Here is a 24,419-nt window from a genome sequence, read left to right as displayed (position 1 = left end):
CCAGTCACCCGAGCCGGACCAGTCACCCCGGCCTCCCCAGTCACCCCGGTCTCCTCACTCACCTACGCCGGGCCAGGCACCCACGCCGGGCCAGGCACCCACGCCGGGCCAGGCACCTAAGCCGGGCCAGGCACCTAAGCCGGGCCAGGCACCTAAGCCGGGCCAGGCACCTAAGCCGGACCAGGCACCCACGTCGCCCGAGCCGTCCGTCGTACTCCGTCACCGCACCGTGGAGGGTCCCGCCGGACGCCTGCACCTGGTCGAACAGGGCACCGGTCCACTGGTCCTGCTCGTGCACGGCTTCCCCGAGTCCTGGTACTCGTGGCGGCACCAGCTCCCGGCCCTCGCGGCGGCGGGCTACCGAGCGGTGGCGCTCGACGTACGCGGCTACGGGCGCTCGTCCAGGCCCGAGGCGGCCGACGCCTACCGGATGCTGGACCTGGTCGCGGACAACGTGGCGCTCGTGCGGGCCCTCGGTGAGCAGAGCGCGGTGGTGGTCGGCCACGACTGGGGGTCGAACATCGCCGCGACCTCGGCCCTGCTCCACCCCGAGGTCTTCCGGGCCGTCGCCCTGCTGAGCGTCCCCTACGCCCCGCCCGGCGGCCCCCGGCCCTCCGACGTCTTCGACCAGGTCGGCGGTCCCGCTCAGGAGTTCTACGTCTCCTACTTCCAGGAGCCCGGCCGGGCCGAGGCGGAGATCGAGCCCGACGTCCGGGGCTGGCTGGCCGGCTTCTACGCCGCCCTGTCCGCCGACACCATGCCCGGCCCGGGGGACCCGGAGCCGCACTTCGTCGCCCCCGGCGGCCGGCTGCGGGACCGTTTCCCCGTCGGCCGCCGCCCGGCCTGGCTGACCGAGGAGAACCTGGACTTCTACGCCGCGGAGTTCGAGCGCACCGGTCTGACCGGCGCCCTCAACCGCTACCGCTCCATGGACCGCGACTGGGAGGACCTCGCCGACCACCGGGGCGCCCCGCTCGTGCAGCCGTCACTGTTCGTCGGCGGTGCCCTGGACGCCTCGACCACCTGGATGTCCGACGCCATCGACGCCTTCCCCACCACGCTGCCCGGCCTGTCCGCCGCCCACCTGCTGGAGGGCTGCGGCCACTGGATCCAGCAGGAGCGCCCCGAGGAGGTCAACCGGCTGCTGACCGACTGGCTCGCCACCGTCGTCATCTGACCGCCACGGCCCCGACCCTCCGGACCGCCCCGACCCTCCGGACCGCCTCCGGAACTCCTGCCCGCCCGCCTCCGGAACCCATGCCGGGCCACCTCCGAGGCCCACCCCGACCCGACCCTCAGGACCGCCTCCTGGAGGGGCCCCGGACTGTCTTCCGAAGAAAGCATGATGACAGTCAGGCAAAGAGGGGGTTGATTGTGTCTACCTCGTAGGGCAATGCGAGGCTTCATCCGGCACTACCCCCACTCGAAGGGGCGATGCATGGGACGGCGGGAGGGTCGGCGCAGCGTGACGAATGCGGATCACAGTGTGCGCGGGAGCGCGGTGGCGGCCGCGGGAGCGAGGGACGGGCTGATCCGGGCCGTCCTCTGGTTGGTCGTGGCCGCGCTGGCGGTACGGCAGGCGGCGGTGGTGCTCCGGCAGCCGCCGGGAGAACGGCTCACCGATCTGGACACCTGGATCGGGGAGAACGGCGTCCTGCACGCGACCGGCTCGCTCTACGACACCGGCCGCTTCACCGGGACGCCCTTCGCCGTACTGGTGCTGAAGCCCCTCACCGCCACCGCCCAGCAGGCCCTGGGGGTCGTATGGACGTTCGGCTCCCTGCTGCTGGTCGTGGCCCTCGGGGTCGTCGTGGCCCGCGCCCTGCCCCGGCCCGCGAGCCGCCGTACGGTCCTGCTCGCCGCGCCCGTCGCGATCAGCCTGCTCATGCTGTCGCTGCCCGTCCGCAACGCCCTGCACCTGGGCCAGACCAGCATCCTGCCGGTCCTGCTGGTGCTGCTGGCCGCCTTCGCCGTCCGGGAGCACCGGGCGGCGGGCGTCCTCGTCGGCCTCGCCGCCGCCCTCCAGCCGGTGCTGCTGCTGTTCGCGGCCCTGCTCTGGCTGACCGGCAGACGGCAGGCGTCGCTGAGCGCGGCCGCGACGTTCGCCCTCGCCACGGCCGCGGCCTGGGCGGTGGCGCCGAAGGACTCGTGGACGTACTGGGTGCACCACCTCGCGGGCGCCGGTCTGGGGGAGCGGCCGGACAGCCTGGCCAACCAGTCCCTGCACGGGGTGCTGCTCCGGTTCGGGCTCGAAGGCCCCCTGGAGATCGTCCTGTTCCTGGTGCTCGCCGCGGCCGTCGCGTTCTTCGGGCTGCGGCGCGCGGCGCGGTACGCCCAGGACGGGCAGCTGCTCCTCTCCGTGGCCGTGACCGGCTGTGTCGCGGTCGCCGTCGCGCCGACCGCCTGGCAGCACCAGCTGCTGTGGGTGCTCCTCGCGGTCGTCGGCCGGGTCGGCAAGCGCGCCTCGGACCGGCTGGTCTGGCCCGCGGTCGTGGTCCTGGTCGTCACCCTGCCGGGGACGATGCTGCTGCCGAACATCGAGACGCTCCACCCCGTACGCGACAACGTGCTGCTCCTCGCGGCGCTCGGCGCGGCCTGCCTCGTCCCGTTCCTGCCCCGCACCTCGCCGTACTGGCAGCACCCCGTCCCCACCGACCACGCGAAGCCGGTCGCGGCGCGCTGGAGACGCGTGCCGCTCCTGCCGTTCTGGCGCCGGGTCTTTACCCGCCCCAACCTGCTGCTGGAACTCGTGCTCATCCGGGTCGTCTACGACGCCTACGCCCAGGTCCGCCTCGCCGCGCGGGCGGGCCGCCCGATAGCCGAGGAGCACGGCCGGCAGATCCACGCGATCGAGCAGTGGCTGCACATCGACATCGAGCACTGGGTCAACCACACGGTCGTGCAGATCACCTGGCTGCGGGAGTTCTTCGACTACTACTACTCCACGTTCCACTTCATCGTCCCGCTGACGATCCTCGGTGTGCTGTACGTGCGCCGCCCCGCCGACTACCGCTGGGTCCGCTCCTCCATCGGCTTCGCCACACTCCTGGCGCTCGTCGGTTTCTGGCTCTACCCGCTGGCCCCGCCCCGCCTGATGCCCGGCCTCGGCTTCATCGACACCGTCCACGGGGTGCAGGACTTCGCGAAGCCCGACTACGGGACGCTGACCACCGTCACCAACCAGTACGCGGCGATGCCGTCGCTGCACTTCGGCTGGTCGCTGTGGTGCGGGGTGGTGGTCGTGATGCTCGCCCCGAAGCTGTGGATGAAGGCACTCGGCCTGCTGCACCCGCTCTTCACGATCGCCGCGATCGTGGCCACCGCCAACCACTGGGTGCTCGACGCGGCGGGCGGAGCGCTGGTCGTCGCGCTGGGCTTTGGGCTGACGTACGTGCTGTCCGGGCCGCGGAAACTCGCGGCCGGGGTGGCCGGGATGACGGGGGACACCAGAGTCGGCGGGGCCACCGGGGCCACCGGGGCCACCGGGGGCGCCGAAGCGACCGGGGAGCGGGAACCGGCGGCGGAGCCCGTACGGTCGCGGCCCGGGAAACCCTCGACCGAGGAGCGCGAGCCGCGTTCCGGGCCGGACGCCGGGCCCGGCCCCGAGCCCGGCTCCCCGGCCGGTTCCGGGCCGAACTCCGAGCCGCAGCCCGTACCGGCCGGAAAGGGCGGCGACACCTAGGGCTTGTCGTCAAGCTGCCGTCGCTGCCGTCGCTGCCGTCGTCACCCGCTCGGCGGCCGGTGTCAGGACTCCGGGGCGGCGCTCACCTGGAGCTGCTTGATGCCGTTGATCCAGGCCGATCGCAGCCGACGCGGGTCCTCCAGCAGCCGCAGGCCGGGCAGGACGTCGGCGATCGCGTTGAAGATCAGGTCGATCTCCAGCACGGCCAGCGACTTGCCCAGGCAGAAGTGGGGCCCGCCACCGCCGAACCCGAGGTGCGGATTGGGGTCGCGGGAGATGTCGAAGGCCTCCGGGGAGTCGAACACCTCCGGGTCGTTGTTGGCGGAGGAGTAGAACAGCCCCACCCGCTCGCCCTTCCGGATCCGCTGACCGCCCAGCTCCGTGTCCTCGGTGGCCGTCCGCTGGAAGGACACCACCGGGGTCGCCCAGCGCACGATCTCCTCGGCCGTGGTCCTGGGGCGCTCCCGCTTGTACAGCTCCCACTGCTCGGGGTGGGTGAGGAAGGCGTGCATGCCGTGGCTGATCGCGTTGCGGGTCGTCTCGTTGCCCGCGACCGCCAGCAGGATCACGAAGAACCCGAACTCGTCGGAGGACAGGTTGCCTTCGCCCTCGGCCGCGACGAGCTGGGTGACGATGTCTTTCGCCGGGCACTCCTTGCGGGCCGCCGCCAGGTTCATCGAGTAGGCCACGATCTCCATCGCGGCCTCGGCGCCGACCTCCTCGGTGATCGCGTACTCCGGATCGTCGTACGCGGCCATCTTGTTGGACCAGTCGAAGATCCTGGACCGGTCCTGTTGCGGTACGCCGATGAGTTCGGCGATGGCCTGGAGCGGCAGCTCCACCGCGATGTCGGTGACGAAGTCGAAGGAGCCGTCGGCGCCGGCGGACGCGAGGGCCGTCTCCACGATGGAGCGGGCCCGGGTGCGCAGTGCGCTCTCCAGGGAGCGGATCGCGCGCGGGGTGAAACCGCGCTGGACGATCTGCCGGACCCGGGTGTGTTCGGGCGGGTCCATGTTCAGCATGATCAGCTTCTGGACGTCGATCTGGTCGCGGCTGATCGTCTCGTTGAAGCGGATGACGGCGGTGTTGGTCTGCGAGGAGAACAACTCCGGGTGTGTGGAGACGTACTTGACGTCGGCGTGCCGCGTCACGGCCCAGTAGCCCTCGTCGCCGAACCCGGAGATGTTGGCGGGCTGGGCGCACCACCAGACCGGTGCCGTCTCGCGCATCAGGGCGAATTCCGGGTGCGGAACGCGGTCGTGGAGGAGGTCGGGGTCGGTGAAGTCGAACCCGTCGGGCAGATGGGGGCAGCGCATGGGCACCTCTTCCACTCCGGCATCTGGCTTCCGCTCCGGCGTCCGGCGGTGAAGCGCCGCCGCCCGATGGGCTGTTCGGCATTCTGACGACCCATCAGGATGTGCCCGCAAGGTAGTAACGAGTTCTACAAGTGGCAAGGGCCGTGGCCCGATCCGTTGCTTCGGGCGGGAGTGCGGGCGCACTTCCCGGCGAGGGGCGTGCGTTTCGGGGTGGAGTCGCGCCTGTGCGGGTGTGTACGCCCCCTTGCGCGGTGGGGGCACCGTCACGAGACTGCTGGCAGAACTAGAACGCGTACTAGTTCCTTCCGCGGGCGCCGGGACGCCCCAGCGGAGGGTGAGGAGAGGACGAGCTCATGGCCGCGGAACCCGTCATCGTCGAAGCCGTACGCACCCCCATCGGCAAGCGCTCAGGCGCACTCGCCAATCTGCACCCCGCCTACCTGCTCGGCGAGACCTACCGCGAACTCCTCGGCCGCACGGGCATCCAGGCCGACTGTGTCGAGCAGATCGTCGGCGGCACCGTCACCCACGCCGGGGAGCAGTCCATGAACCCGGCCCGCACCGCCTGGCTGACCGTGGGCCTGCCCTACGAGACCGCCGCCACGACGGTGGACTGCCAGTGCGGCTCCTCGCAGCAGGCCTCGCACATGGTCGCCAACATGGTCGCCGCCGGGGTCATCGACGTGGGCATCAGCTGCGGCGTCGAGGCGATGTCCCGGGTGCCGCTGGGCAGCGGCTCCAAGCACGGGCCGGGCAAGCCCTGGCCCGACGAGTGGAACGTGGACCTGCCCAACCAGTTCGAGGCCGCCGAGCGCATCGCCCGCAAACGCGGCCTGACCCGGGAGCGCGTCGACGCGCTCGGCCTCCTCTCCCAGCAGCGGGCGGCCGCCGCCTGGGCCGAGGAGCGCTTCAAGCGCGAGACGTACGCCGTGCAGGTGCCGACCACCGAGGAGGAGCAGGCGGCCCGGCAGGGCATGTGGCGGCTGGTCGACCGGGACGAGGGGCTGCGGGACACCTCGATGGAGGCGCTCGCCGGGCTGAAGGCCGTCATGCCGAACGCGATCCACACCGCGGGCAACTCCTCGCAGATATCGGACGGGGCCGCGGCCATCCTCTGGTCGTCGAAGCGGATGGCGCGCGCTCTGGGGCTCCGGCCCCGGGCCCGGATCGTCGCCCAGGCGCTGGTCGGCTCCGACCCGCACTTCCATCTCGACGGCCCGATCGACGCGACCCGGGCGGTGCTCGGCAAGGCGGGCATGTCGCTGCGGGACATCGACCTCGTGGAGATCAACGAGGCCTTCGCCTCGGTGGTGCTCAGCTGGGCGCGGGAGTTCGAGGCGGATCTCGACGGCCTGGAGAAGGTCAACGTCAACGGCGGCGCGATCGCGCTGGGCCACCCGGTCGGCGCCACGGGGGCCCGCCTGATCACCACGGCCCTGCACGAACTGGAACGCCGCGACAAGGAGTTCGCCCTGATCGCGATGTGCGCGGGCGGCGCGCTGGCGACGGGGACGATCATCCAGCGGCTGTGAGCGCCCCCTCTCCGACCGGGGAGCCCTCGGGCCTCACGCCGAGCGTTCCCCGGGCGCCTCGCGCCCTCCGCCTGCTCCAGGCTCCCGGTCCGTCCCGGGCTTCCCGCCGGTTCCGGGCTCCCCGCCCGCCGTCCCCGGGCCTCCCGCCGTCCCCGAGTCGGATCCCGCCCCCGCGTCGGATGCCGTCCCCGCGTCGAAGGCGGCGCTCGCGTCGAACGCCGCCCGCCGGGTCGCCCGGCGCAGCGCCTTCAGCAGCGTCGGGCCGAGCGTGAGGGTCAGGACCACCGTCAGCACCGCCCGGCCCAGGTCCCAGCCCAGCGATGTCGCCGCGCAGTAGGCCACGAAGCGGCCCAGGTTCGCGGGCAGCGGGTCGCCCGCGACGAACGAGATGCCCGACCCCAGCCCCGTGATGAGCGTCCAGCCCTGGAGGTTCATCACCGTGCCGTACGCGAACGCCGCCCCGCAGCCGTAGACCGCCAGCAGCGCCGACTCGGCCCGCCCGCGCAGCCGGTCGCGCCCCGGCAGCAGGCCCGCGCCCATCGTGAACCAGCCCATCGACAGCATCTGGAACGGCATCCACGGCCCCACCCCACCGGTCAGCAGCGCCGAGGCGAACATGGTCACCGAGCCGAGGACGAAGCCGAAACCGGGACCCAGCACCCGGCCGCTCAGCACCATCAGGAAGAACATCGGCTCCAGCCCCGCCGTCCCCGCGCCCAGCGGGCGCAGCGCCGCCCCCACCGCGGCCAGCACGCCGAGCATCGCGACGGCCTTCGCGTCCATCCCGGACTCCGAGATCGTCGCCACGACCACCGCGACCAGCAGCGGCAGCAGCGCCGCGAACAGCCACGGCGCGTCCCGAGCGTGCGCGAGCCCGGACCCGGCGTCCGCCAGCAGCGGCCACCCGAAGGCGACGACGCCGACGGCCCCGGTCAGCAGCAGCACGGCCACCGACTTCGGCCCCAGCCGCACGGGCCGGGGCGCCCGCTCCCGTACGGTCCGCCCGCGCTCAGCTCGCTCCCGTACGCTCATCGCGCGCCCCGCATCCGTACGTCCCGCTCCGCCACGGGCCGGGGGGCCCGCTCCCGTACGCTCCCCGTGCCTCTCACGCGCCCGCCTCCAGCGCCCCGCGCACCTGGGGCACCGTCAGCCACTCCTGCGGGGCCAGGATCTTCGCCGTCTGCGGGGCGAACGCGGGGGAGGAGACCACCACCCGCCCGGTCGGACCGTCCGCGACGACCTCCCCGTCGGCGAGGATCACCACCCGGTGCGCCAGCTCTGCCGCCAACTCCACGTCGTGCGTCGCCAGGACGATCGCGTGGCCCTCGGCCGCCAGCCCGCGCAGGACGCCGACGAGCCGCCCCTTCGCCGCGTAGTCCAGGCCCCGGGTCGGCTCGTCCAGCAGCAACAGCGGCGGGCGACCGGTCAGCACCAGCGCCAGGGCGAGCGCGAGGCGCTGCCCCTCGGAGAGGTCCCGGGGGTGGGTGTCGTCCCCGACCCCCGGCAGCAACCGGGACACCAGCGCCCGGCAGGTGCCCTCCGCCGCCCCCGCGTCCCGGTCCGCCGCCGCGCACTCGGCGGCCACGGTGTCCGCGTACAGCAGATCGCGCGGTTCCTGCGGTACGAGGCCGACCCGGCGCACCATCGCCCGCGGGTCCGTCCGGGCCGGGGCCAGGCCGCCCACCCGCACGGTCCCCGCGGTGGGCTCGACCATGCCGACGAGCGCGCCCAGCAGCGTGGACTTCCCGGCTCCGTTGCGGCCCATCAGGGCCACCGTCTCGCCCGGGGCCACGGTGAGCGACACCCGCCGCAGCGCCTCCACCCGGCCGCGCCGCACCCCGAGCCCGTCGGCCCGGGTGACCGGATCGCCGGACCCCGGGCTCCCGGACGTCCGCGGGGACTCCGCGCGACCCCGGCCGAGCAGCCGGGCGAGGCGGCCGGGGCGGGGGCGCTCCGCGGCGACCGGCTCCGGACCCGGACCCGGGGGCGGAGGAGCCGCCGTACGGTCCGGGGACGGGGGCGCCAGGTGCGCCAGCCGCTCCCGCAGCCCGTCCGCCGCGCGCCGGGCGTCCCGGACCGACAGGGGCAGCGGGTCCCAGCCCGCCAGCAGGCCCAGCTCGGCCACCGGGGGCCGGACCGGCGACACCTTCATGATCTCGGCGGGCGGCCCCGTCACCGGGGGCGCTCCCGGGGCGGGCAGCAGGATCACCTGGTCCGCGTACTGCACCACCCGCTCCAGCCGGTGCTCGGCCATCAGCACGGTCGTGCCCAGGTCGTGGACGAGGCGCTGGAGCACCGCCAGGACCTCCTCAGCGGCCGCCGGGTCCAGCGCCGAGGTCGGCTCGTCCAGCACCAGCACCCTCGGGTGCGGGGTGAGCACCGAACCGATCGCGACGCGCTGCCGCTGGCCGCCCGACAGGGTCGCGATCGGCCGGTCGCGCAGCTCCGCCAGGCCCAGCAGGTCCAGGGTCTCCTCGACCCGGCGGCGCATCACGTCCGGGGCCAGGCCCAGCGACTCCATGCCGTACGCCAGCTCGTCCTCGACGGTGTCCGTGACGAAGTGGGCCAACGGGTCCTGGCCCACCGTCCCGACCAGATCAGCCAGTTCCCGGGGCTTGTGCGTGCGGGTGTCCCGCCCGCCCACCGTGACCCGGCCCGACAGCAGCCCGCCCGTGAAGTGCGGGACGAGCCCGGAGACCGTACCCAGCAAAGTCGACTTGCCGACACCGGAGGGGCCGACCAGCAGCACGAGTTCGCCCTCGGGGACCGTCAGGTCGACACCGGACAGCGTGGGCCGCTCCGCGTCCTCGTACCGCACGGAGACCCGCTCGAACCTGATCACACCTGCTCCTCGCCGCATCGCTCCTGCTGTGCCGCCCCACGCCGTTGCGTCCCGCGCCGTTCCGCCTCGCGGCGTGCCGTACCGCGGGACGGCGGCGGTACGGGGGCGACCAGCGCGGGCGCCAGACCGGCCAGCACCGCCGCCGCGGGCCACAGCGGCAGCACCGGCGCGGTCAGCGGCACGACACCGGGGCGCAGCGCCTGCGGATCTGCCGCGCCCGCCACGATCATCGCCGCCGCGACCGCCGCACCCGAGCCCGCGACCAGCCAGGCCCGCACCCCCCACCGGTCCGGCCGGTAGCGGGTGCGCACCGAGCGGCGCCCCCCGAGCCACAGCCCCGCCATCGCCGTGACCAGACCGGCCAGCAGCAACGGCAGCCCGTACACCGCCCCCTGCGCGGCCAGCAGCCCGTACGTGCCCGCGCACACCCCGAGCAGCCCACCCAGGGTGAGGACGTTCGTGGTGTGCCGGACGGCCGCCGGGACCCGGGCGGTACGCCCGTAGCCGCGCGCGTCCATCGACGCGGCCAGCGCCACGGACCGCTCCAGCGCCCCCTCCAGCACCGGCAGCCCGATCTGCGCCACCGCCCGCACCCCGCCGGCCGGGCGGCCCCGCAGCCGCCGGGCGGTACGCAGCCGGACCACGTCGGCCACCATGTTCGGCGCGAACGTCATCGCCACCACCACGGCGACCCCCGCCTCGTACAGCGCCCCCGGCAAAGACTTCAGCAGCCGGGCCGGGTTGGCCAGCGCGTTCGCCGCGCCGACGCAGATCAGCAGCGTGGCCAGCTTCATCCCGTCGTAGAACGCGAACACCAACTGCTCCGCCGTGACCCGGCCGCCGATCCGCACCCCCCGCGCCCAGTCGGGCAACGGCACCTCGGGCAGCGTGAACACCGTGTGCGAACCGGGGATCGCCGACCCGAGGAAGACCGAGAACACCAGGCGCAGCGCCACGACGAACAGCCCCAGCTTCACGAAGGCGCCGTAGGACCGGGCCCACGGCGCGTCCGTGCGCCGGGCCGCCACCACATACCCGGTCACCCCCACCAGCAGCCCGAGCAGCAGCGGGTTCGTCGTCCGGGAGGCCGCGGTGGCGAGCCCGAGCGCCCACAGCCACCAGGCCCCGGCGGGCAGCGCGTTGCCCCGGTCCGCCGTCGGCGGGCGCAGAGCGCGGCCGAGCGTTCGGGCGGAGGCCGGGGCGGCGGTCACCGGCGGCGACGGGCCTGGAACACGGCGGCGACGCCCAGCAGCAGGACAGCCCCGATGCCGACGAGCAGGCCGACGGAAGGACCGCCGCCCCCACCGCTCCCGTCGCCCTCGTCGGCGGTGCCAGGCGTCGCGGACGAGGCGGCCGGGGCGGAGGGCTTCGTGCTGCCGCCGTCCTCGGCCACCTGCTCGCCGCAGCCCGACTCCGGGTAGCCGGAGATCGCGCAGAGCATGGCGCTGCTGTCGTAGCGCAGCGGCTTCGCCACCGCGGCGAGCGCCTCGGCGCTGCTGGCGTCCGGTGCGACCCGCGCGCACGCCGTGCGCGGGGCGGGCGGCTTCCGCCCGTCCGGCGCGTCCGCCTCCGTACCCGGGTCGATGACCAGCGCCACGCGCTTGGAGCCGTCCTGGGCGGGGGTGCCCGCACAGATCGCCCCGAAGTCGGGGGCCCGGCGCGGCTGGTCCGCGTCCCCGGAGTCCTCGCTCACGGCGAACCGGAAACCCTGGACCGTACCGTCGTCCGGGCGCAGCACCGACGGGCCCTGGGTGGCGTACTCCCAGTTCTTGCCGTTGCCCTGCCAGAAGGACCAGTAGCGGTAACCGGCCGCCTCGGCGCCGCCCGCGCCCAGCAGCACCGCCGAGGCGGCGAGCAGCGTGGTCAGCAGCGCGACGAGGGCGGCGCGCGGGGCGCCCGGGACCGGCCCGCCCCGCGTCACGGCTGCTGCTTCTTCCGGCGCATGCTGATCAGGAGGCCGATGCCCGTGCCGACCAGCACACCGATGCCGATCAGCCACCCCAGGCTCAGCCCGCCGTCGTCGCTGCTGGTGCCGCTGGTGGGCTGCGCACCGGTCGGCGTGGGCGAGGGGGAGGCGGTGGCGGCCGGGGCGGGACCGGTCGCGTTGAGCTGCTTGACGAGGTCGACGCCGCCGAAGTTCCGGGCGTCGGTGCCGGTGGCGTGCGCCGCGAGGACCAGCTGGGCGCTCGCTGCGGGCCCGCCCTGCTTCGCCCAGGTCCTGGAGTTCTTCTCCAGCCACCGCACCGAGGCGGCGGCCTTGTCCTTGTGCCCGGCGGCGGCGAGCGCGACGACCGCGTCGGCGGTGTTGCCGAAGTCGGGCTGCGGGGCGCTGTCCTCGGCGCCCGGCATCGGGGCCTGTTCCAGGTACGGCGTCTTCTCCAGCGTGGCCGCGAGGAACCAGGCGCCGTTCTGCGCGCTCTGCTCCGGGCTGAGGTCCTCGCCCTTGGTGCAGACGGGGTCCTTGACCGCGTTGGCGTCCCCTATGGCCATGCCCTTGCCGAGCAGCCCGAGCACGGCGGCCGCCGAGGAGTCCAGATTGGCGACCAGTCCGGCCTTGTCGTCGCCCTTGTCATCCTTGTCGCTCTTGCTGTCCTTCTTGCTGTCCTTGCTGTCTTCGTCGGCCTTCTCGTCCTTGTTGCCGTCGTCGCTCTTCTTGCCCGGCTGGTAGGCGAACGCTCCGCCGTCCTTCTCCCCGCAGGGGATGCCGAGCGCCTGGAGCGCGGTGTACGGCGTGCTGCCGTCGGCGGTGGTCAGCTCGTTGACCGGCACGCCGGTCCGGGCCAGAGCGCCGATCACCACGCCGGTGGAGTTGGCGTCGCTCGGGCTGCCCGGGTTGTAGCCCCAGCCGCCGTCCTCGTTCTGGACGGACTTCAGCCAGTCCGCGCCGTTGTCGGCGGCCTCACGGTGCTGTTCGATCTCCACGAGGGCCTGGACGGCGGCGGCGGTGGCGTTGGTGTCCATGACCGTCGAGGCGTCGCAGGGCTTGGCGGCGTCCCGGTACGACGTGAACGCGCCGCTGCCGCACTGCTGCCCCACCAGCCAGTCCACCGCCTGCGTCGAGGGCGTGACGTACTCGATCTTCTGCGCCAGGAACGCCAGCGACTGCCGCCAGACCCCGTCGTAGGTCGGGTCGGTGGTGCCGTAGAGCCCCGGCGGCACCTCGGCCGACGGGGACGGGCTCGGTGCGGCGACCGCCACGGGTGCGGCCGCGCCCAGGAGCACGGCGGTGGTCGCGAGCGCGGCTGCGCTGCGGCGTACGGTCATGGCGGGCTGGGCCTCTCCTGCGAGGGCCGGACGCCCCGGGCGCACGAGAGCACCGGGGTCCGGCCCCGTATGCCTCGACGGTGCCGGCCACCGGGGTTCCGGTGGCCCAGGGCCCCTCCTCGACGTACCGAAGGACCCGAGCCGTCACGCTCCGCGGCCAGGGCTTTCCGGCGGCCGTCGGACGGACGGTTCACGGCTGGGGCCGGCACCGAAGGGCACCGGCTTCCCCTGTACGGGCATGCTGACGACCCGGCCACTCTACCGGTCCGTAGCACCAGGTCCGGGGCGGCGGACCGGGGCGGACGGGCACCCGGCCGGGACCCGCGGACCTGCGCGAGGTCCCCGGCACCGGCGCCCGCCGGACCCGGGCGGGTCCGTCGTCCGGGAGGCCGCGGCGGACCGCCCCGGCGCCCGCCGCGCGGCGAACGGCACACCGCACCCGCCCGGCCGCGCGCCGGGCCGTCTCACGCGGCGATGTACGTGACCGGGGGCCCGCCCGGTACGGCTTCCGCGCGGCCCAGCTTCACCAGCCGCCGCAGATGGGACTCGGCCTCCGACACGGCGATCGACCGCGAACCGTGCGGGATCCGCTCCCAGGGCCGGTTCCACTCCATCCGCTCGGCCAGCTGCCACGGGGTGAGCGGCGTGGCCAGGAGTGCCAGGAGCCCGGTCAGCCGCTCCTCGTGGTGGACCAGCAGCTCCCGCACCCGCCCGGCCGCGTCGGTGAACGCGTGCTGGTGGGCGGGGAGCACCTCGGCCACCCCGAGCCGCCCGATCCGCTCCAGCGAGGCGAGGTAGTCCCCGAGCGGATCGGTGACGGTGGTGTCGTCGGGGTCCTCGTACAAGCCGATGTGCGGGCTGATCCCGGGCAGCAGGTGATCACCGGAGAACAGCCGCCCGTGCCCGGCCAGACCCGCCGGATGCCGCTCCTCCAGATGCAGGCAGACGTGGCCGGGGGTGTGCCCGGGGGTCCATACGGCCCGCAGCCGCCGCCCGGCGAGGTCCAGCAACTCGCCGGGCACGATCTCACGGTCGGGCAGGGCGGCGCGCAGTCCGGGCAGGGTCCGCGGCCGCCCGTCGGCGCGGGCGGCCCGCAGCGGGGCGAGGTGCTCATCGGGGGCGCCGACGGCGGCGAGCTTGCGGGTGAGGTAGTCGAGCCAGGTGCCGGGCTCGGAGTCGCGGGTGCGCCGGACGATGGCGGTGTCGGCCTCGTGCATCGCGATCCAGGCCCCGGAGGCCTCGCGTACCTGCCCGGAGAGGCCGTGGTGGTCGGGGTGGTGGTGGGTGATGACGACGCCGTGGACGTCGGCGGCCGAGGTGCCGAGCGCGGTGAGCCCGGCGGCCAGGGTGTCCCAGGAGGCGGGGTCGTCCCAGCCGGTGTCGACGAGGACGGGCCCGCGGTCGGTGTCGACGAGGTGGACCAGGGTGTGGCCGAGGGGGTTGTCCGGGATGGGGACCTTGATGCTGTGGACGCCTCCGCCGTGGTCGGTCACCTGCGTCTCGTGCGTCACCTGTGCCATGGGCTCCCCCTCTCCGCCGGGACTCCCACTGTAACGAGAACCCGTTCCAGTGGTAGCCCGGGTCTACCACGTGCTCGCGGTACGGGACCCGTTCGCTCCGTACTCCCCGTGGACTCCTGAAACGAGAACTGGTATCAGTTCTGACGAAGGGTCAGTCACGTGTGGGTGGGTGCGGGCCTGCGTGGGCGCGTGCGTGATCGTACGGACGGACGGGTTCGCGGGAGGAGACGGCCATGACGGAACGTTCGGAGCTGGTGGAACACGGACAGCTTTTCATCGGCGGGGAGTTCACCGACCCGCTCGGCGACGACGTCATCGAGGTGATCTCCCCGCACACCGAAGAGGTCATCGGCCGTGTGCCGCACGCCTCCGAGGGGGATGTCGACCGGGCGGTCGCCGCCGCCCGCCGCGCCTTCGACGAGGGCCCCTGGCCGAGGATGCCCCTGGCCGAGCGGATCGCGGTGATCACCCGGATCAAGGACGCCTTCGCCGTACGCCACGAGGAGTTCGCCCGTGTGATCAGCGCGCAGAACGGGACCCCGTACAGCGCGAGCGTGATGGTGCAGGCGCTGGCGGCGATGATGGTCTGGGACGCGGCGATCACGGTGGCACGGACGTTCCCCTGCGAGGAGCGGCGCGACGGCGTGCTGGGCCCCCTCCTGGTCCGCCGTGAGCCGGTGGGCGTGGTCGCGGCGGTCGTCCCGTGGAACGTTCCCCAGTTCACGGCCGCGGCCAAACTGGCCCCCGCGCTGCTCGCGGGCTGCACGGCGGTCCTGAAGGTCTCGCCGGAAACGCCCCTGGACGCCTACCTGCTGGCCGGGATAGCGGCCGAGGCCGGGCTGCCGGAGGGCGTCCTGTCGATCCTCCCGGCCGACCGGGAGGTCAGTGAGTACCTGGTGGGCCACCCGGACGTGGACAAGGTCTCCTTCACCGGCTCTGTGGCGGCCGGACGCCGCGTGATGGAGGTGGCCTCCCGCAACCTGACCCGGGTCACCCTGGAGCTGGGCGGCAAGTCGGCGGCGGTGATCCTCCCGGACGCGGACCTGGAGGCGGCGGTCGCGGGCATCGTCCCGTTCGCCTGGATGATCAACGGCCAGGCGTGCGTGGCCCAGACGCGCATCCTGGCCCCCCGCTCCCGCTACGACGAGGCGGCGGAGGCGTTCGCGGCGGCGGCGGGGGCCCTGCGCGTGGGCGACCCCCTGGACCCGGCGACCGAACTGGGCCCGCTGGTGGCCCGACGCCAGCAACAACGCTCCCTGGATTACGTCGCGTTGGGCCAGGAGGAGGGCGCCAAGATCCTCACCGGCGGCAACCGCCCCGCGTCCCAGGAGCGGGGCTGGTACGTCGAACCCACCCTCTTCGGCGGGGTCGACAACTCCATGCGCATCGCCCGCGAGGAGATCTTCGGCCCGGTCATCTGCCTGATCCCGTACGGGGACGAGGACGAGGCCGTCCGTATCGCCGACGACTCCCCGTACGGTCTCAGCGGCAGCGTCTGGACCGCCGACACGGAACGCGGCCTCGACATCGCCCGCCGCGTCCGCACCGGCACGTACAGCGTGAACACCTTCAGCCTCGACATGCTCGGCCCGTTCGGCGGCTACAAGAACTCCGGACTGGGCCGCGAGTTCGGCCCGGAGGGCTACGGCGAGTTCTTCGAGCACAAGATGATCCACCTGCCGGCCGGTCACCGGGAGGCGTGATGGGCGAGCGTTGGCACGTCCAGGTCGACCGCTCCGTCTGCATCGGCTCCGGCATGTGCGTCCACCACGCCCCCGACGCCTTCCGCCTCGACACCGCCCGTCAGTCCCACCCCCGCGAGGAGGACCACGACGCCGCCGGACAAGTCCTGGCGGCGGCGGAGGGCTGCCCGGTCGAAGCGATCACGCTGACGCTGGCGGGTTCGGGGGAGGCGGTGTTCCCGCCGGAGGCGTGAACCGGGGGCCGGGGTCGACGGTCGGTCAGGCCGGTCCTCGGCAGCCGGGGCCCGTCGGGGGTCAGGCCGGGCGGGCGGGCCGGGGTGCCGTCAGGTCGATCAGGCGGCAGACCGTCTCGATGTCGATCTTCACCTGGGCGATCGAGGCCCGGCCCGAAAGCCAGGTGATCAGCGCCGAGTGCCAGGTGTGCTCGATCACCCGGACCGCGGAGAGCTGTTCCGGCGTCGGGTGCTCCAGCCCCATCGCGTCCAGGATGATCGCCGTGGTCAGCCGGGAGACCGTGTCCACCTCGGGGCTCACGCTGCGGTCCGCGAAGGTGAGGGCGCGGACCATGGCGTCGGCGAGGTGCGGTTCGCGCTGGAGGGCGCGGAACGCTCGCATCAGGGTCTCCGCGACCCGCTGCGCCGCGTCGTCGCCCGCCGGGGGACGCTTGCGCAGCGTGGTGTGCAGGTGCTGGAGCTGGTCCTGCATGGTGGCGACCAACAGGTGGATCTTGGACGGGAAGTAGCGGTAGAGGGTGCCCAGGGCGACCCCGGCCGCCTCGGCCACCTCGCGCATCTGCACCGCCTCGAACCCGCCCCGGCTGGCGAGTTGGGCGCTGGCGTGCAGGATGCGGCGGCGGCGGGCCTCCTGACGCTCGGTCAGCGCGGGCGCCCCGCGGTCCAGCGGAGGCGTGGCGCGGTCGAGCGGAGGCGTGGCGCGGTCGGCGGGGGAGGGGGCGTCGCCGTCCGCCCGCCCGAGCGCCGTGCGGCCGGCCGGTGCGGATGCCGCGCGGCCCGGCGGCGTGGACGATACTGGTCCGGCGTCCGCGGTCATGCTGTCACCATCCATGATCCATGGCCCTGTTCCTCGGCGTCCCGGGCGGACGGGCGGGCCCCGGACGCGCACAGCATGCCAGGGCGTCCGCCGTGGCACGAATCACCTGATCCGGCCGTCACACCGACGCTACCTGCCGGTAGATTCGGTGCACGTCGAACCGACGAGTCTGAAACTTGTTCTAGATTAGCGCGACCGGTTACGCTCCGGCGAACACGCAGCCAGAAGGGGGCCGAGTGTGACCGCTGAGGCCATAGAAACGGGCCCCCGCACGGGCGACGGCGTCTCCTCCGCCGGGGCCGCCGACCGGCCGTTGCGCATCGCACTCCTCACGTACAAGGGCAATCCGTTCTGCGGCGGTCAGGGCGTGTACGTCCGCCACCTCGGCCGGGAGCTCGCGCGCCTGGGCCACAGCGTCGAGGTCATCGGCGCGCAGCCCTATCCGGTGCTCGACGAGGGCGTCCCGCTCACCGAGCTGCCCAGCCTCGACCTCTACCGGCAGCCCGATCCCTTCCGTACGCCGAAGTGGGGCGAGTACCGCGACTGGATCGACCTCGCGGAGGTCGCCACCATGTGGACCGGCGGCTTCCCCGAGCCGCTCACCTTCAGCCTGCGCGCCCGCCGCCATCTCCTGGGAAGGCGCGGCGAGTTCGACGTCGTCCACGACAACCAGACCCTCGGCTACGGGCTCCTCGGTGACCTCGGGGCCCCGCTGGTGACGACGATCCACCACCCCATCACCGTGGACCGCAGACTCGACCTGGCCGCCGCCCCCACCCGCCGCCGCAGGGCCTCCGTACGCCGCTGGTACGCCTTCACCCGGATGCAGAAGCGGGTCGCCCGCAACCTGGACTCCGTCCTCACCGTCTCCGGCTCCTCCCGCGACGAGATCGTCGACGACCTCGGCGTACGCCCGGAGCGGATCAGCGTCGTCCACATCGGCGCCGACACCGGTCTCTGGTCGCCCGACCCGTCCGTCCCCGAGGTCCCGGGCCGCATCGTCACCACCTCCAGCGCCGACGTCCCGCTCAAGGGCCTGGTCCATCTGGTCGACGCCCTCGCCAAGCTGCGTACCGAGAACCCCGACGCCCACCTCGTCGTCGTCGGCAGGCGCGCCGAGGACGGGCCGGTCGCACGGGCCATCGAGCGGCACGGGCTCACCGGCGCCGTCGAGTTCGTCAAGGGCATCAGCGACGCCGAACTGGTCGACCTCGTGCGCGGCGCGCAGGTCTCCTGCGTGCCCTCGCTGTACGAGGGGTTCTCCCTGCCCGCCGCCGAGGCCATGGCCACCGGCACCCCGCTCGTGGCCACCACCGGCGGCGCGATCCCCGAGGTCTCCGGCCGGGACGGGGAGACCTGCCTGGCCGTGGCCCCCGGTGACCCGGACGCGCTCGCCGGGGCGCTGGGGCGGCTGCTGGGCGATGCGGAGCTGCGGGCCAGACTCGGCGCGGCGGGCCGGGCCCGGGTGCTGGAGAAGTTCACCTGGGCCAGGGCCGCCGCCGGGACGGCCGAGCTGTACCGTCGGGCGATCGCCGCCCGCGAAGCCCGTATTGCCACCCCGCACGGCTGAACCGCCCGACTCCGTACCCCGACCTGACTCCGTACCCCCGACCTCGAAGGCAGGCCCACGTGCTGACCGTCGACTTCACCCGCTTCCCGCTCGCCGCAGGCGACCGAGTGCTCGACCTGGGCTGCGGTGCCGGCCGGCATGCCTTCGAGTGCTACCGGCGCGGCGCGCGGGTCGTCGCCCTCGACCGGAACGCCGAGGAGATCCGCGAGGTCGCCGCGTGGTTCGCCGCGATGGAGGAGGCGGGCGAGGCCCCCGCGGGCGCCACCGCCACCGCGATGGAGGGCGACGCGCTCAACCTGCCGTTCCCCGACGACTCCTTCGACGTCGTGATCATCTCCGAGGTCATGGAGCACATCCCGGACGACAAGGGCGTCCTCGCCGAGATGGTCCGGGTCCTCAAGCCCGGCGGGCGCATCGCCGTCACCGTCCCCCGCTACGGCCCCGAGAAGGTCTGCTGGGCCCTCTCCGACGCCTACCACGAGGTCGAGGGCGGCCACATCCGCATCTACAAGGCCGACCAGCTCCTCGCCCGGATCCGCGAGGCCGGACTCAAGCCGTACGGGACCCACCACGCCCACGCCCTGCACGCGCCGTACTGGTGGCTCAAGTGCGCCTTCGGGGTGGACAACGACCGCGCGCTGCCGGTGCGGGCGTACCACAAGCTGCTGGTCTGGGACATCATGAAGAAGCCGCTCGCCACCCGGGTCGCCGAGCAGCTGCTCAACCCGGTCGTCGGCAAGAGCTTCGTCGCCTACGCCACCAAGCCGCACCTTCCGAAGGCCGAGGCGTGAGCACCCCCGAACAGACCGAACACCTGGTCCTCCCGGGAGTTCTGACGGCTGCTCAGGCGGCCGAGACGGTCCGGGCCCTCCTCGCCGTGCAGCGCGAGGACGGCGCGCTGCCCTGGTTCCGGGGCCACCACCTCGACCCGTGGGACCACACCGAGGCCGCGATGGCGCTGGACGCGGCGGGCGAGCACGCCGCCGCCGCCCGCGCCTACGACTGGCTCGCCCGCAACCAGAACGCCGACGGCTCCTGGTACGCCGCCTACCACGACGGCGACCCCGGGCGGCCGACCGACCGGGGGCGGGAGAGCAACTTCTGCGCGTACGTGGCCGTCGGCGTCTGGCATCACTACCTGGCCACCGGCGACGACGCGTTCGTCGACCGGATGTGGCCCACGGTCTTCGCGGCGACCGAGTTCGTGCTCGGTCTCCAGCAGCCCGGCGGGCAGATCGGCTGGAAACGGGAGGCCGACGGCAGGCCCGTGAACGACGCGCTGCTGACCGGGTCCTCCTCGATCCACCAGGCGTTGCGCTGCGCGCTGGCCATCGCGGAGATGCGTGAAGAGGCCCAGCCCGACTGGGAGTTGGCGACCGGGGCGCTGGCCCACGCGATCCGCGGCCACCCCGAGCGCTTCCTCGACAAGCGCCAGTACTCGATGGACTGGTACTACCCGGTCCTCGGTGGCGCGGTCACCGGGGCCGAGGCGACCGCCCGTATCCAGGAGGGCTGGGAGCGCTTCGTCGTCCCCGGTCTCGGGGTGCGCTGCGTGCTGCCCAACCCCTGGGTCACCGGCGGCGAGAGCTGCGAACTGGCCCTCGCGCTCTGGGTGACGGGGGAGTCCGACCGGGCGCTGGAGATCCTTCAGTCCGTGCAACACCTGCGCGCCGAGGGCGGGTTGTACTGGACGGGGTACGTCTTCGAGGGCAACAAGGCCTTCTGGCCCGAGGAGCTCACCACGTGGACCGCGGGCTCCCTGCTGCTCGCGGTGGCCGCGCTCGGGGGGGACGAGGCGACCACCGCGGTCTTCGGGGGAGAACGGCTGCCGACCGGCCTGGAGCCGGACTGCTGCCGCTGAACACCGCCTGAGGCGGTGCCGGTTCAGCGTCGGATCCGGCTCGCCACGGCGTGCCCGATGAAGAGGTACACCACGGCCGCCAGACCGTAACCGGCGACGACCCGCGCCCACTCGGCGTCGAACGTGAACAGGTCGTGGGACCATCCCGCCAGCCAGGTGGCGGCATCGTAGATCCACTGCACGAAGTCGTTGCCGCGATTGGCGTCCAGCAAGTACATCAAGATCCACAGGATGATGATGAAGGCCAGAATGTCGGCCACGACGGCGATGATGCGCGCCGCTGAACTGCTACCTGAACGGGTTCTGGGAGACATGGCACTCGGATTGCCGCTTTACGCAGGGTGAAACCTGGGGGATTGATTGAGACCTGTCAATCGATCCCCCGGCTTTCTCGGGCCCCTCACCCCCCTCCGACGGCCCGCACCGAGTGGCGGCCGGTGCGGGGAGGGGCGACGCTGACCGGGTGTGCCGGGACGCGTCGCCCACCGTGGCGCTCCCGGTGACGTCCCCGGTCCATGTCCCGGTCAGGAGGCCCGCCGTGCCCCGTTCCGTACCGCTCCGCCGCACCCTGGCGGCCCTGCTGCTGTCCTGCGCCGTCCTGGCGGGCACCACCGGGTGCGGAGACTCCGGCGACTCCGCGGCCTCGACGAACGCCTCCGCCAGCGCCTCCGCGTCCGCCGCCGCCTCGGCGGCCAGCCCGTCGGCCTCCGCCGAGAAGCAGCGCCTGGCCAAGACACGGTTCGTGGCCAACGCGGGGCTGGCGGCTGGGGCGACCTACCAGTGGATCGTGAAGCCGTACCGCGCCGGGACGTTCAAAAAGGGCGCCGACGGACGGACGTTCGCCCTGGTCAAGGCGGGGCTCGCGGGCGGGTTCGCCTACAACCGGCTCAAGGCCGCCACGGAGAACGCCCAGGGAGACCCGCTGCTGTCGAAGGCCGTCGCCCCGCTCACCGCCGGGATCGAATCGCTCAAGGGACTGGGCACCAAGCTCCGCAAGGGCGAGGCGGGGGAGGGCGACATCGGCGCGTTCGAGAGCGTCATCGACGGCATCAAGAACGCGGGCAGAGACGCGGGTGCCGAGGTGAAGGACAAGGTGCCCTCCACCTCGCAGCTGAGCGGATAGCCGCGTACGGGTCCGCCGGCACCGGACCGACGACCGGCGGAGACGGGAATACCCGGATGATCCGGCCGGGCGTCGCGGATTAGGGTCCCGCCATGACGCTTCTCCCTTACAACCGTTACTGCGACGAGATCCTTGTCCAGACCGACGCCCTGCGCGCCGCGCTGGCCGGCGCCGACCTCGCCGCGACCGTGCCCACCTGCCCCGACTGGACCCTGCGGGAACTCGCCGTGCACCTCGGCGGTGCGCACCGCTGGGTCGGGGAGATCGTGCGGACCCGGGCCGCCGAGAACGTGCCCGAGGAGCGGGTGCCCGGCTTCGGGGGGCCGGACGGCGAGGACTTCGCCGCGCTGGACGCCTGGCTCGCCGAGGGGGCGGCGGGCGCCGTGGCCGCTCTGCGGGAGGCGGGTCCGGACGCCGGGGTGTGGACGTGGGCCTGGGAGGGGCGGACCGCGTTCTGGGCGCGGCGCATGACCCACGAGACGGTGGTCCACCGCGCCGACGCAGCGCTCGCCGCGAAAGCCCCGTACACCGTGGCCCCCGAGATCGCCGCCGACACCATCGAGGAATGGCTGCGTATCGTCTCCTTCGCCCAGGAGAGCGGCGACCCGGAGGCGGCCGAACTGCGCGGCGGTGGGCGCTCGTTGCATCTGCACGCCACCGACGTGCCGGGTGCCGAGTGGCTGATCGAGTTCGGCGGGGACCGGTTCACCTGGCGGCACGCGCACGAGAAGGCGACGGTCGCGCTGCGCGGACCGCTCACCGAGCTGATGCTGGTCCTCAACCGCCGCCTGGAGCCGGGCGGTGGACAGGCGGAAGTGCTGGGAGACGCGCGGTTGCTGGACTTCTGGCTGGAGCGGTCCTCGTTCGGCTGAGCCCGCGCGTCGCGCTGCCCGGCCTCTCAGGTGTTCAGCTCCGCCAGCACCCGCAGCGTCTGCGGGTCGGCCTCTCGGGCGTTCAGCTCCGCGTCCGGCCTCTCAGGTGTTCAGCTCCGCCAGCACCCGCAGCGTCTGCGGGTCCGGGGCGGTCACCAGCAGGTCCGTGACCGGGCCCGCGCGCCACAGCTCCAGCCGCTCCTCGATCCGGGCGCGCGGCCCCACCAGGGAGATCTCATCGGCGAACGCGTCGGGCACCGCCCGGACCGCCTCCTCCTTGCGGCCCTGGCCGAACAGCTCCTGGATGCGGCGGGCCTCCTCCTCGAACCCCATCCGGGCCATCAGGTCCGCGTGGAAGTTGCGGGCCGCGTGCCCCATCCCGCCGATGTAGAAGCCGAGCATCGCCTTCACCGGCCACAGCCCCTCGGCCACGTCGTCGCAGACCTGCGCCCGGGTCATCGGCGCGATCATGAACCCGTCCCGGAGTCCGGCGAGGGACGCTTCGTACACCTCCGTGCGCAGCGGTGACCAATACAGCGGCAGCCAGCCGTCCGCGATCGCCACCGTCTGCGCGATGTTCTTCGGCCCCTCCGCGCCCAGCAGGACGGGGAGGGACGCGCGCAGCGGGTGGGTGATCGGCTTCAGCGGCTTGCCGAGGCCGGTGGCGTCGGGCCCGTCGTACGGGTGGGAGTGGAAGCGGCCCGCCAGCTCGACCGGCCCCTCGCGGGCCAGCACCTGCCGGATCACCTCGACGTACTCCCGGGTCGCGGTCAGCGGGCTGCGCGGAAACGGCCGTCCGTACCACCCCTCCACCACCTGGGGACCGGACAGGCCGAGGCCGAGCAGCATCCGGCCGCCGGAGAGGTGGTCCAGGGTCAGCGCGTGCATGGCCGTCGCGGTGGGCGTGCGGGCCGCCATCTGCGCGATGCCGGTGCCCAGCCGGATGCGCGAGGTGTGGGCCGCGATCCAGGTCAGCGCGGTGAAGGCGTCCGATCCCCAGGCCTCCGCCGTCCACACCGAGTCGTAGCCGAGCCGCTCGGCCTCCAGGGCGAGGGTGAGATGGCCGGGGTCCGGGCCGCGGCCCCAGTAGCCGAGCGCGAGTCCTAGACGCATGGATTCCGTTCCCTCCGGCCCCTGCTGACGCTATGTCAGCTCTCGTCAGGGCTGGACTGTACGACAGCGGCCCCCCACCCGGAAGGGCGAGGGGCCGCTGTGCGGTGCGCGGGGATCAGCCGCGCTGGATGCCCGTGGTGTCCTGGAGGACGCCGCGACGGCCGTCCTGCGTCTGGGCGATGAGGGCCTGGCCGCGCTGCTCCACCGCGAGATACCAGGTGCCCGGAGCCAGCTCCGCGATCGGGTTCGGCGAACCGTCCTCGCCGTACAGCGGGCGCGCCACCGGCACGGCGAACCAGAACGGGGTGAAGTCGCCCGCCGGAGCCGCGCCGCCCTGCGCGGGCTGGGTCTGCGCCTGCTGCGCGTGCTGCGCCGGGTCGGCCTGGCCGTGCTGAGCGTGCTGACCGCCGGGCTGCGCACCCGGGTAGCCGTAACCCTGGCCCGGCTGCGCACCGTAGGGCTGCTGCTGGGCGCCCGGGTAGCCGTAGCCCTGGCCGGGCTGCGTGCCGTAGGGGGGCTGGACGCCCTGCGCGGGCTTGGGGGCGCCGACGAGCGGGGCCTTGAGCGGGGGGACCAGCGGACCGGCGACGGCGGCCGCGGCGAGCACGATGGCGGCCAGCAGACCGAGGATGAGACCGGCGCCCGCGTTGTTGATGTCGAGGATCGTCCAGAACGCGGTCCACAGCGCGAAGACGGCGAGCGCGACGCCGAACTGGCCGATGTCGAGCCCGGCGACCTTCCGCCCCGGCATGATCCGGCCGACGACCATCAGCGCCGCGGCGATGACCCCAGCGAGGTAGACGCTCATCAGCAGCCCGAGCGAGTCCCAGGCGTTCGGGCTGTCGAAGCGGGAGCAGTCGACGCCGGAGGGGCAGTCGTAACTGGAGTAGTCGAGGAAAGAGGCGATGAACAGCAGGACCGCTGCTCCGATCACCACGCCATCGCCTCTAGTGAGCGAGCGGATATTCACG

General features: G+C 73.6%; 21 protein-coding genes. 10 read left to right on the top strand and 11 right to left on the bottom strand.

Annotation, left to right across the window (positions count from 1 at the left end; translation table 11 throughout):
- Nucleotides 1-229 precede the first annotated feature (229 nt).
- Both ACIRRU_RS08770 and ACIRRU_RS08765 read left to right on the top strand, forming a co-directional pair.
- Nucleotides 230-1,177 (top strand): alpha/beta hydrolase, encoded by a 948-nt coding sequence (locus ACIRRU_RS08770; RefSeq protein ID WP_403678035.1) that lies wholly within the window; start codon nt 230-232, stop codon nt 1,175-1,177.
- A gap of 261 nt (nt 1,178-1,438) precedes the next feature.
- A complete protein-coding gene (locus tag ACIRRU_RS08765) occupies nt 1,439-3,682 on the top strand; it encodes a phosphatase PAP2 family protein (RefSeq protein ID WP_403678033.1) in 2,244 nt (747 codons plus the stop codon).
- Between the two features lie 62 nt (nt 3,683-3,744).
- Here the strand turns inward: ACIRRU_RS08765 and ACIRRU_RS08760 are convergent, their stop codons facing one another.
- Nucleotides 3,745-4,998 carry a cytochrome P450 gene (locus ACIRRU_RS08760; protein ID WP_403678031.1) on the bottom strand — a complete coding sequence of 418 codons (1,254 nt, stop codon included), beginning with the start codon at nt 4,996-4,998 and terminating at the stop codon, nt 3,745-3,747.
- A gap of 353 nt (nt 4,999-5,351) precedes the next feature.
- On the opposite strand from ACIRRU_RS08760, the gene ACIRRU_RS08755 reads away from it, so the two are divergent.
- Nucleotides 5,352-6,530 (top strand): steroid 3-ketoacyl-CoA thiolase, encoded by a 1,179-nt coding sequence (locus tag ACIRRU_RS08755; RefSeq protein ID WP_403678029.1) that lies wholly within the window; start codon nt 5,352-5,354, stop codon nt 6,528-6,530.
- A 33-nt stretch (nt 6,531-6,563) separates the two neighbouring features.
- On the opposite strand, the gene ACIRRU_RS08750 is transcribed toward ACIRRU_RS08755, so the two are convergent.
- The 6 genes from ACIRRU_RS08750 to ACIRRU_RS08725 form a co-directional block, all read right to left on the bottom strand.
- Nucleotides 6,564-7,562, bottom strand: coding sequence for an ECF transporter S component (locus tag ACIRRU_RS08750; RefSeq protein WP_403678027.1), 999 nt, complete (start codon nt 7,560-7,562; stop codon nt 6,564-6,566).
- 73 nt (nt 7,563-7,635) lie between these two features.
- Nucleotides 7,636-9,372 (bottom strand): ABC transporter ATP-binding protein, encoded by a 1,737-nt coding sequence (locus tag ACIRRU_RS08745; protein ID WP_403678025.1) that lies wholly within the window; start codon nt 9,370-9,372, stop codon nt 7,636-7,638.
- Nucleotides 9,369-10,583, bottom strand: coding sequence for an energy-coupling factor transporter transmembrane component T (locus tag ACIRRU_RS08740; protein WP_403678023.1), 1,215 nt, complete (start codon nt 10,581-10,583; stop codon nt 9,369-9,371). The genes ACIRRU_RS08745 and ACIRRU_RS08740 overlap by 4 nt, the downstream gene beginning before the upstream one ends.
- Complete coding sequence (locus ACIRRU_RS08735; protein WP_403678021.1) at nt 10,580-11,293, bottom strand: SCO2322 family protein; 714 nt, start codon at nt 11,291-11,293, stop codon at nt 10,580-10,582. Before ACIRRU_RS08735 ends, ACIRRU_RS08740 begins: the two co-directional genes overlap by 4 nt.
- Nucleotides 11,290-12,636 (bottom strand): prenyltransferase/squalene oxidase repeat-containing protein, encoded by a 1,347-nt coding sequence (locus ACIRRU_RS08730; RefSeq protein WP_403678019.1) that lies wholly within the window; start codon nt 12,634-12,636, stop codon nt 11,290-11,292. The genes ACIRRU_RS08735 and ACIRRU_RS08730 overlap by 4 nt, the downstream gene beginning before the upstream one ends.
- 464 nt (nt 12,637-13,100) lie before the next feature.
- On the bottom strand, nt 13,101-14,156 hold the full coding sequence (locus ACIRRU_RS08725) for an MBL fold metallo-hydrolase (RefSeq protein ID WP_403678018.1): 1,056 nt from the start codon (nt 14,154-14,156) through the stop codon (nt 13,101-13,103).
- A 233-nt stretch (nt 14,157-14,389) separates the two neighbouring features.
- Here ACIRRU_RS08725 and ACIRRU_RS08720 point away from each other — a divergent pair, with 233 nt between their 5' ends.
- Together ACIRRU_RS08720 and ACIRRU_RS08715 are read left to right on the top strand one after the other, a co-directional pair.
- Nucleotides 14,390-15,859: an aldehyde dehydrogenase gene (locus ACIRRU_RS08720; RefSeq protein ID WP_403678016.1), complete on the top strand. Its 1,470-nt coding sequence runs from the start codon at nt 14,390-14,392 to the stop codon at nt 15,857-15,859.
- Nucleotides 15,859-16,092 (top strand): ferredoxin, encoded by a 234-nt coding sequence (locus ACIRRU_RS08715; RefSeq protein WP_403678014.1) that lies wholly within the window; start codon nt 15,859-15,861, stop codon nt 16,090-16,092. Before ACIRRU_RS08720 ends, ACIRRU_RS08715 begins: the two co-directional genes overlap by 1 nt.
- A 61-nt stretch (nt 16,093-16,153) precedes the next feature.
- On the opposite strand, the gene ACIRRU_RS08710 is transcribed toward ACIRRU_RS08715, so the two are convergent.
- Nucleotides 16,154-16,924, bottom strand: coding sequence for a TetR family transcriptional regulator (locus tag ACIRRU_RS08710; protein WP_403678012.1), 771 nt, complete (start codon nt 16,922-16,924; stop codon nt 16,154-16,156).
- A 223-nt stretch (nt 16,925-17,147) separates the two neighbouring features.
- Here ACIRRU_RS08710 and ACIRRU_RS08705 point away from each other — a divergent pair, with 223 nt between their 5' ends.
- From ACIRRU_RS08705 to ACIRRU_RS08695, 3 genes are read left to right on the top strand one after another with little or no spacing between them, the layout of a single operon-like run.
- Entirely contained in the window at nt 17,148-18,479 is a 1,332-nt protein-coding gene (locus tag ACIRRU_RS08705; RefSeq protein ID WP_403678010.1) for a glycosyltransferase family 4 protein, read from the top strand.
- Nucleotides 18,480-18,538: 59 nt separating this feature from the next.
- Nucleotides 18,539-19,270 (top strand): class I SAM-dependent methyltransferase, encoded by a 732-nt coding sequence (locus ACIRRU_RS08700; RefSeq protein ID WP_363202690.1) that lies wholly within the window; start codon nt 18,539-18,541, stop codon nt 19,268-19,270.
- Complete coding sequence (locus tag ACIRRU_RS08695; protein WP_403678008.1) at nt 19,267-20,340, top strand: prenyltransferase; 1,074 nt, start codon at nt 19,267-19,269, stop codon at nt 20,338-20,340. Before ACIRRU_RS08700 ends, ACIRRU_RS08695 begins: the two co-directional genes overlap by 4 nt.
- Before the next feature lie 23 nt (nt 20,341-20,363).
- Here the strand turns inward: ACIRRU_RS08695 and ACIRRU_RS08690 are convergent, their stop codons facing one another.
- Nucleotides 20,364-20,654 carry a hypothetical protein gene (locus ACIRRU_RS08690; protein WP_403678006.1) on the bottom strand — a complete coding sequence of 97 codons (291 nt, stop codon included), beginning with the start codon at nt 20,652-20,654 and terminating at the stop codon, nt 20,364-20,366.
- A gap of 224 nt (nt 20,655-20,878) precedes the next feature.
- Here ACIRRU_RS08690 and ACIRRU_RS08685 point away from each other — a divergent pair, with 224 nt between their 5' ends.
- Nucleotides 20,879-21,463 (top strand): hypothetical protein, encoded by a 585-nt coding sequence (locus tag ACIRRU_RS08685; protein ID WP_403678004.1) that lies wholly within the window; start codon nt 20,879-20,881, stop codon nt 21,461-21,463.
- Nucleotides 21,464-21,555: 92 nt separating this feature from the next.
- Nucleotides 21,556-22,335, top strand: coding sequence for a maleylpyruvate isomerase family mycothiol-dependent enzyme (locus ACIRRU_RS08680; protein WP_403678003.1), 780 nt, complete (start codon nt 21,556-21,558; stop codon nt 22,333-22,335).
- Nucleotides 22,336-22,437: 102 nt separating this feature from the next.
- Here the strand turns inward: ACIRRU_RS08680 and ACIRRU_RS08675 are convergent, their stop codons facing one another.
- A complete protein-coding gene (locus ACIRRU_RS08675; RefSeq protein ID WP_403678001.1) occupies nt 22,438-23,448 on the bottom strand; it encodes an LLM class F420-dependent oxidoreductase in 1,011 nt (336 codons plus the stop codon).
- 115 nt (nt 23,449-23,563) lie between these two features.
- A complete protein-coding gene (locus ACIRRU_RS08670; protein ID WP_403677999.1) occupies nt 23,564-24,418 on the bottom strand; it encodes a DUF5336 domain-containing protein in 855 nt (284 codons plus the stop codon).
- Nucleotide 24,419: the final 1 nt, after the last annotated feature.

It is taken from the genome of Streptomyces sp. NPDC101181 (assembly GCF_044767975.1).
Classification (GTDB): Bacteria; Actinomycetota; Actinomycetes; order Streptomycetales; family Streptomycetaceae; genus Streptomyces.
This window is presented reverse-complemented; position numbering and strand designations above follow the sequence as displayed.

Excerpts from the sequence above, each read along its gene's own strand:
- ACIRRU_RS08750 (WP_403678027.1), bottom strand. The coding sequence starts at position 7,562 with ATGAGCGTACGGGAGCGAGCTGAGCGCGGGCGGACCGTACGGGAGCGG.
- ACIRRU_RS08675 (WP_403678001.1), bottom strand. The coding sequence starts at position 23,448 with ATGCGTCTAGGACTCGCGCTCGGCTACTGGGGCCGCGGCCCGGACCCC.
- ACIRRU_RS08755 (WP_403678029.1), top strand. The coding sequence starts at position 5,352 with ATGGCCGCGGAACCCGTCATCGTCGAAGCCGTACGCACCCCCATCGGC.
- ACIRRU_RS08725 (WP_403678018.1), bottom strand. The coding sequence starts at position 14,156 with ATGGCACAGGTGACGCACGAGACGCAGGTGACCGACCACGGCGGAGGC.
- ACIRRU_RS08710 (WP_403678012.1), bottom strand. The coding sequence starts at position 16,924 with ATGGATGGTGACAGCATGACCGCGGACGCCGGACCAGTATCGTCCACG.
- ACIRRU_RS08680 (WP_403678003.1), top strand. The coding sequence starts at position 21,556 with ATGACGCTTCTCCCTTACAACCGTTACTGCGACGAGATCCTTGTCCAG.
- ACIRRU_RS08730 (WP_403678019.1), bottom strand. The coding sequence starts at position 12,636 with ATGACCGTACGCCGCAGCGCAGCCGCGCTCGCGACCACCGCCGTGCTC.
- ACIRRU_RS08715 (WP_403678014.1), top strand. The coding sequence starts at position 15,859 with ATGGGCGAGCGTTGGCACGTCCAGGTCGACCGCTCCGTCTGCATCGGC.
- ACIRRU_RS08760 (WP_403678031.1), bottom strand. The coding sequence starts at position 4,998 with ATGCGCTGCCCCCATCTGCCCGACGGGTTCGACTTCACCGACCCCGAC.
- ACIRRU_RS08720 (WP_403678016.1), top strand. The coding sequence starts at position 14,390 with ATGACGGAACGTTCGGAGCTGGTGGAACACGGACAGCTTTTCATCGGC.
- ACIRRU_RS08690 (WP_403678006.1), bottom strand. The coding sequence starts at position 20,654 with ATGTCTCCCAGAACCCGTTCAGGTAGCAGTTCAGCGGCGCGCATCATC.
- ACIRRU_RS08765 (WP_403678033.1), top strand. The coding sequence starts at position 1,439 with ATGGGACGGCGGGAGGGTCGGCGCAGCGTGACGAATGCGGATCACAGT.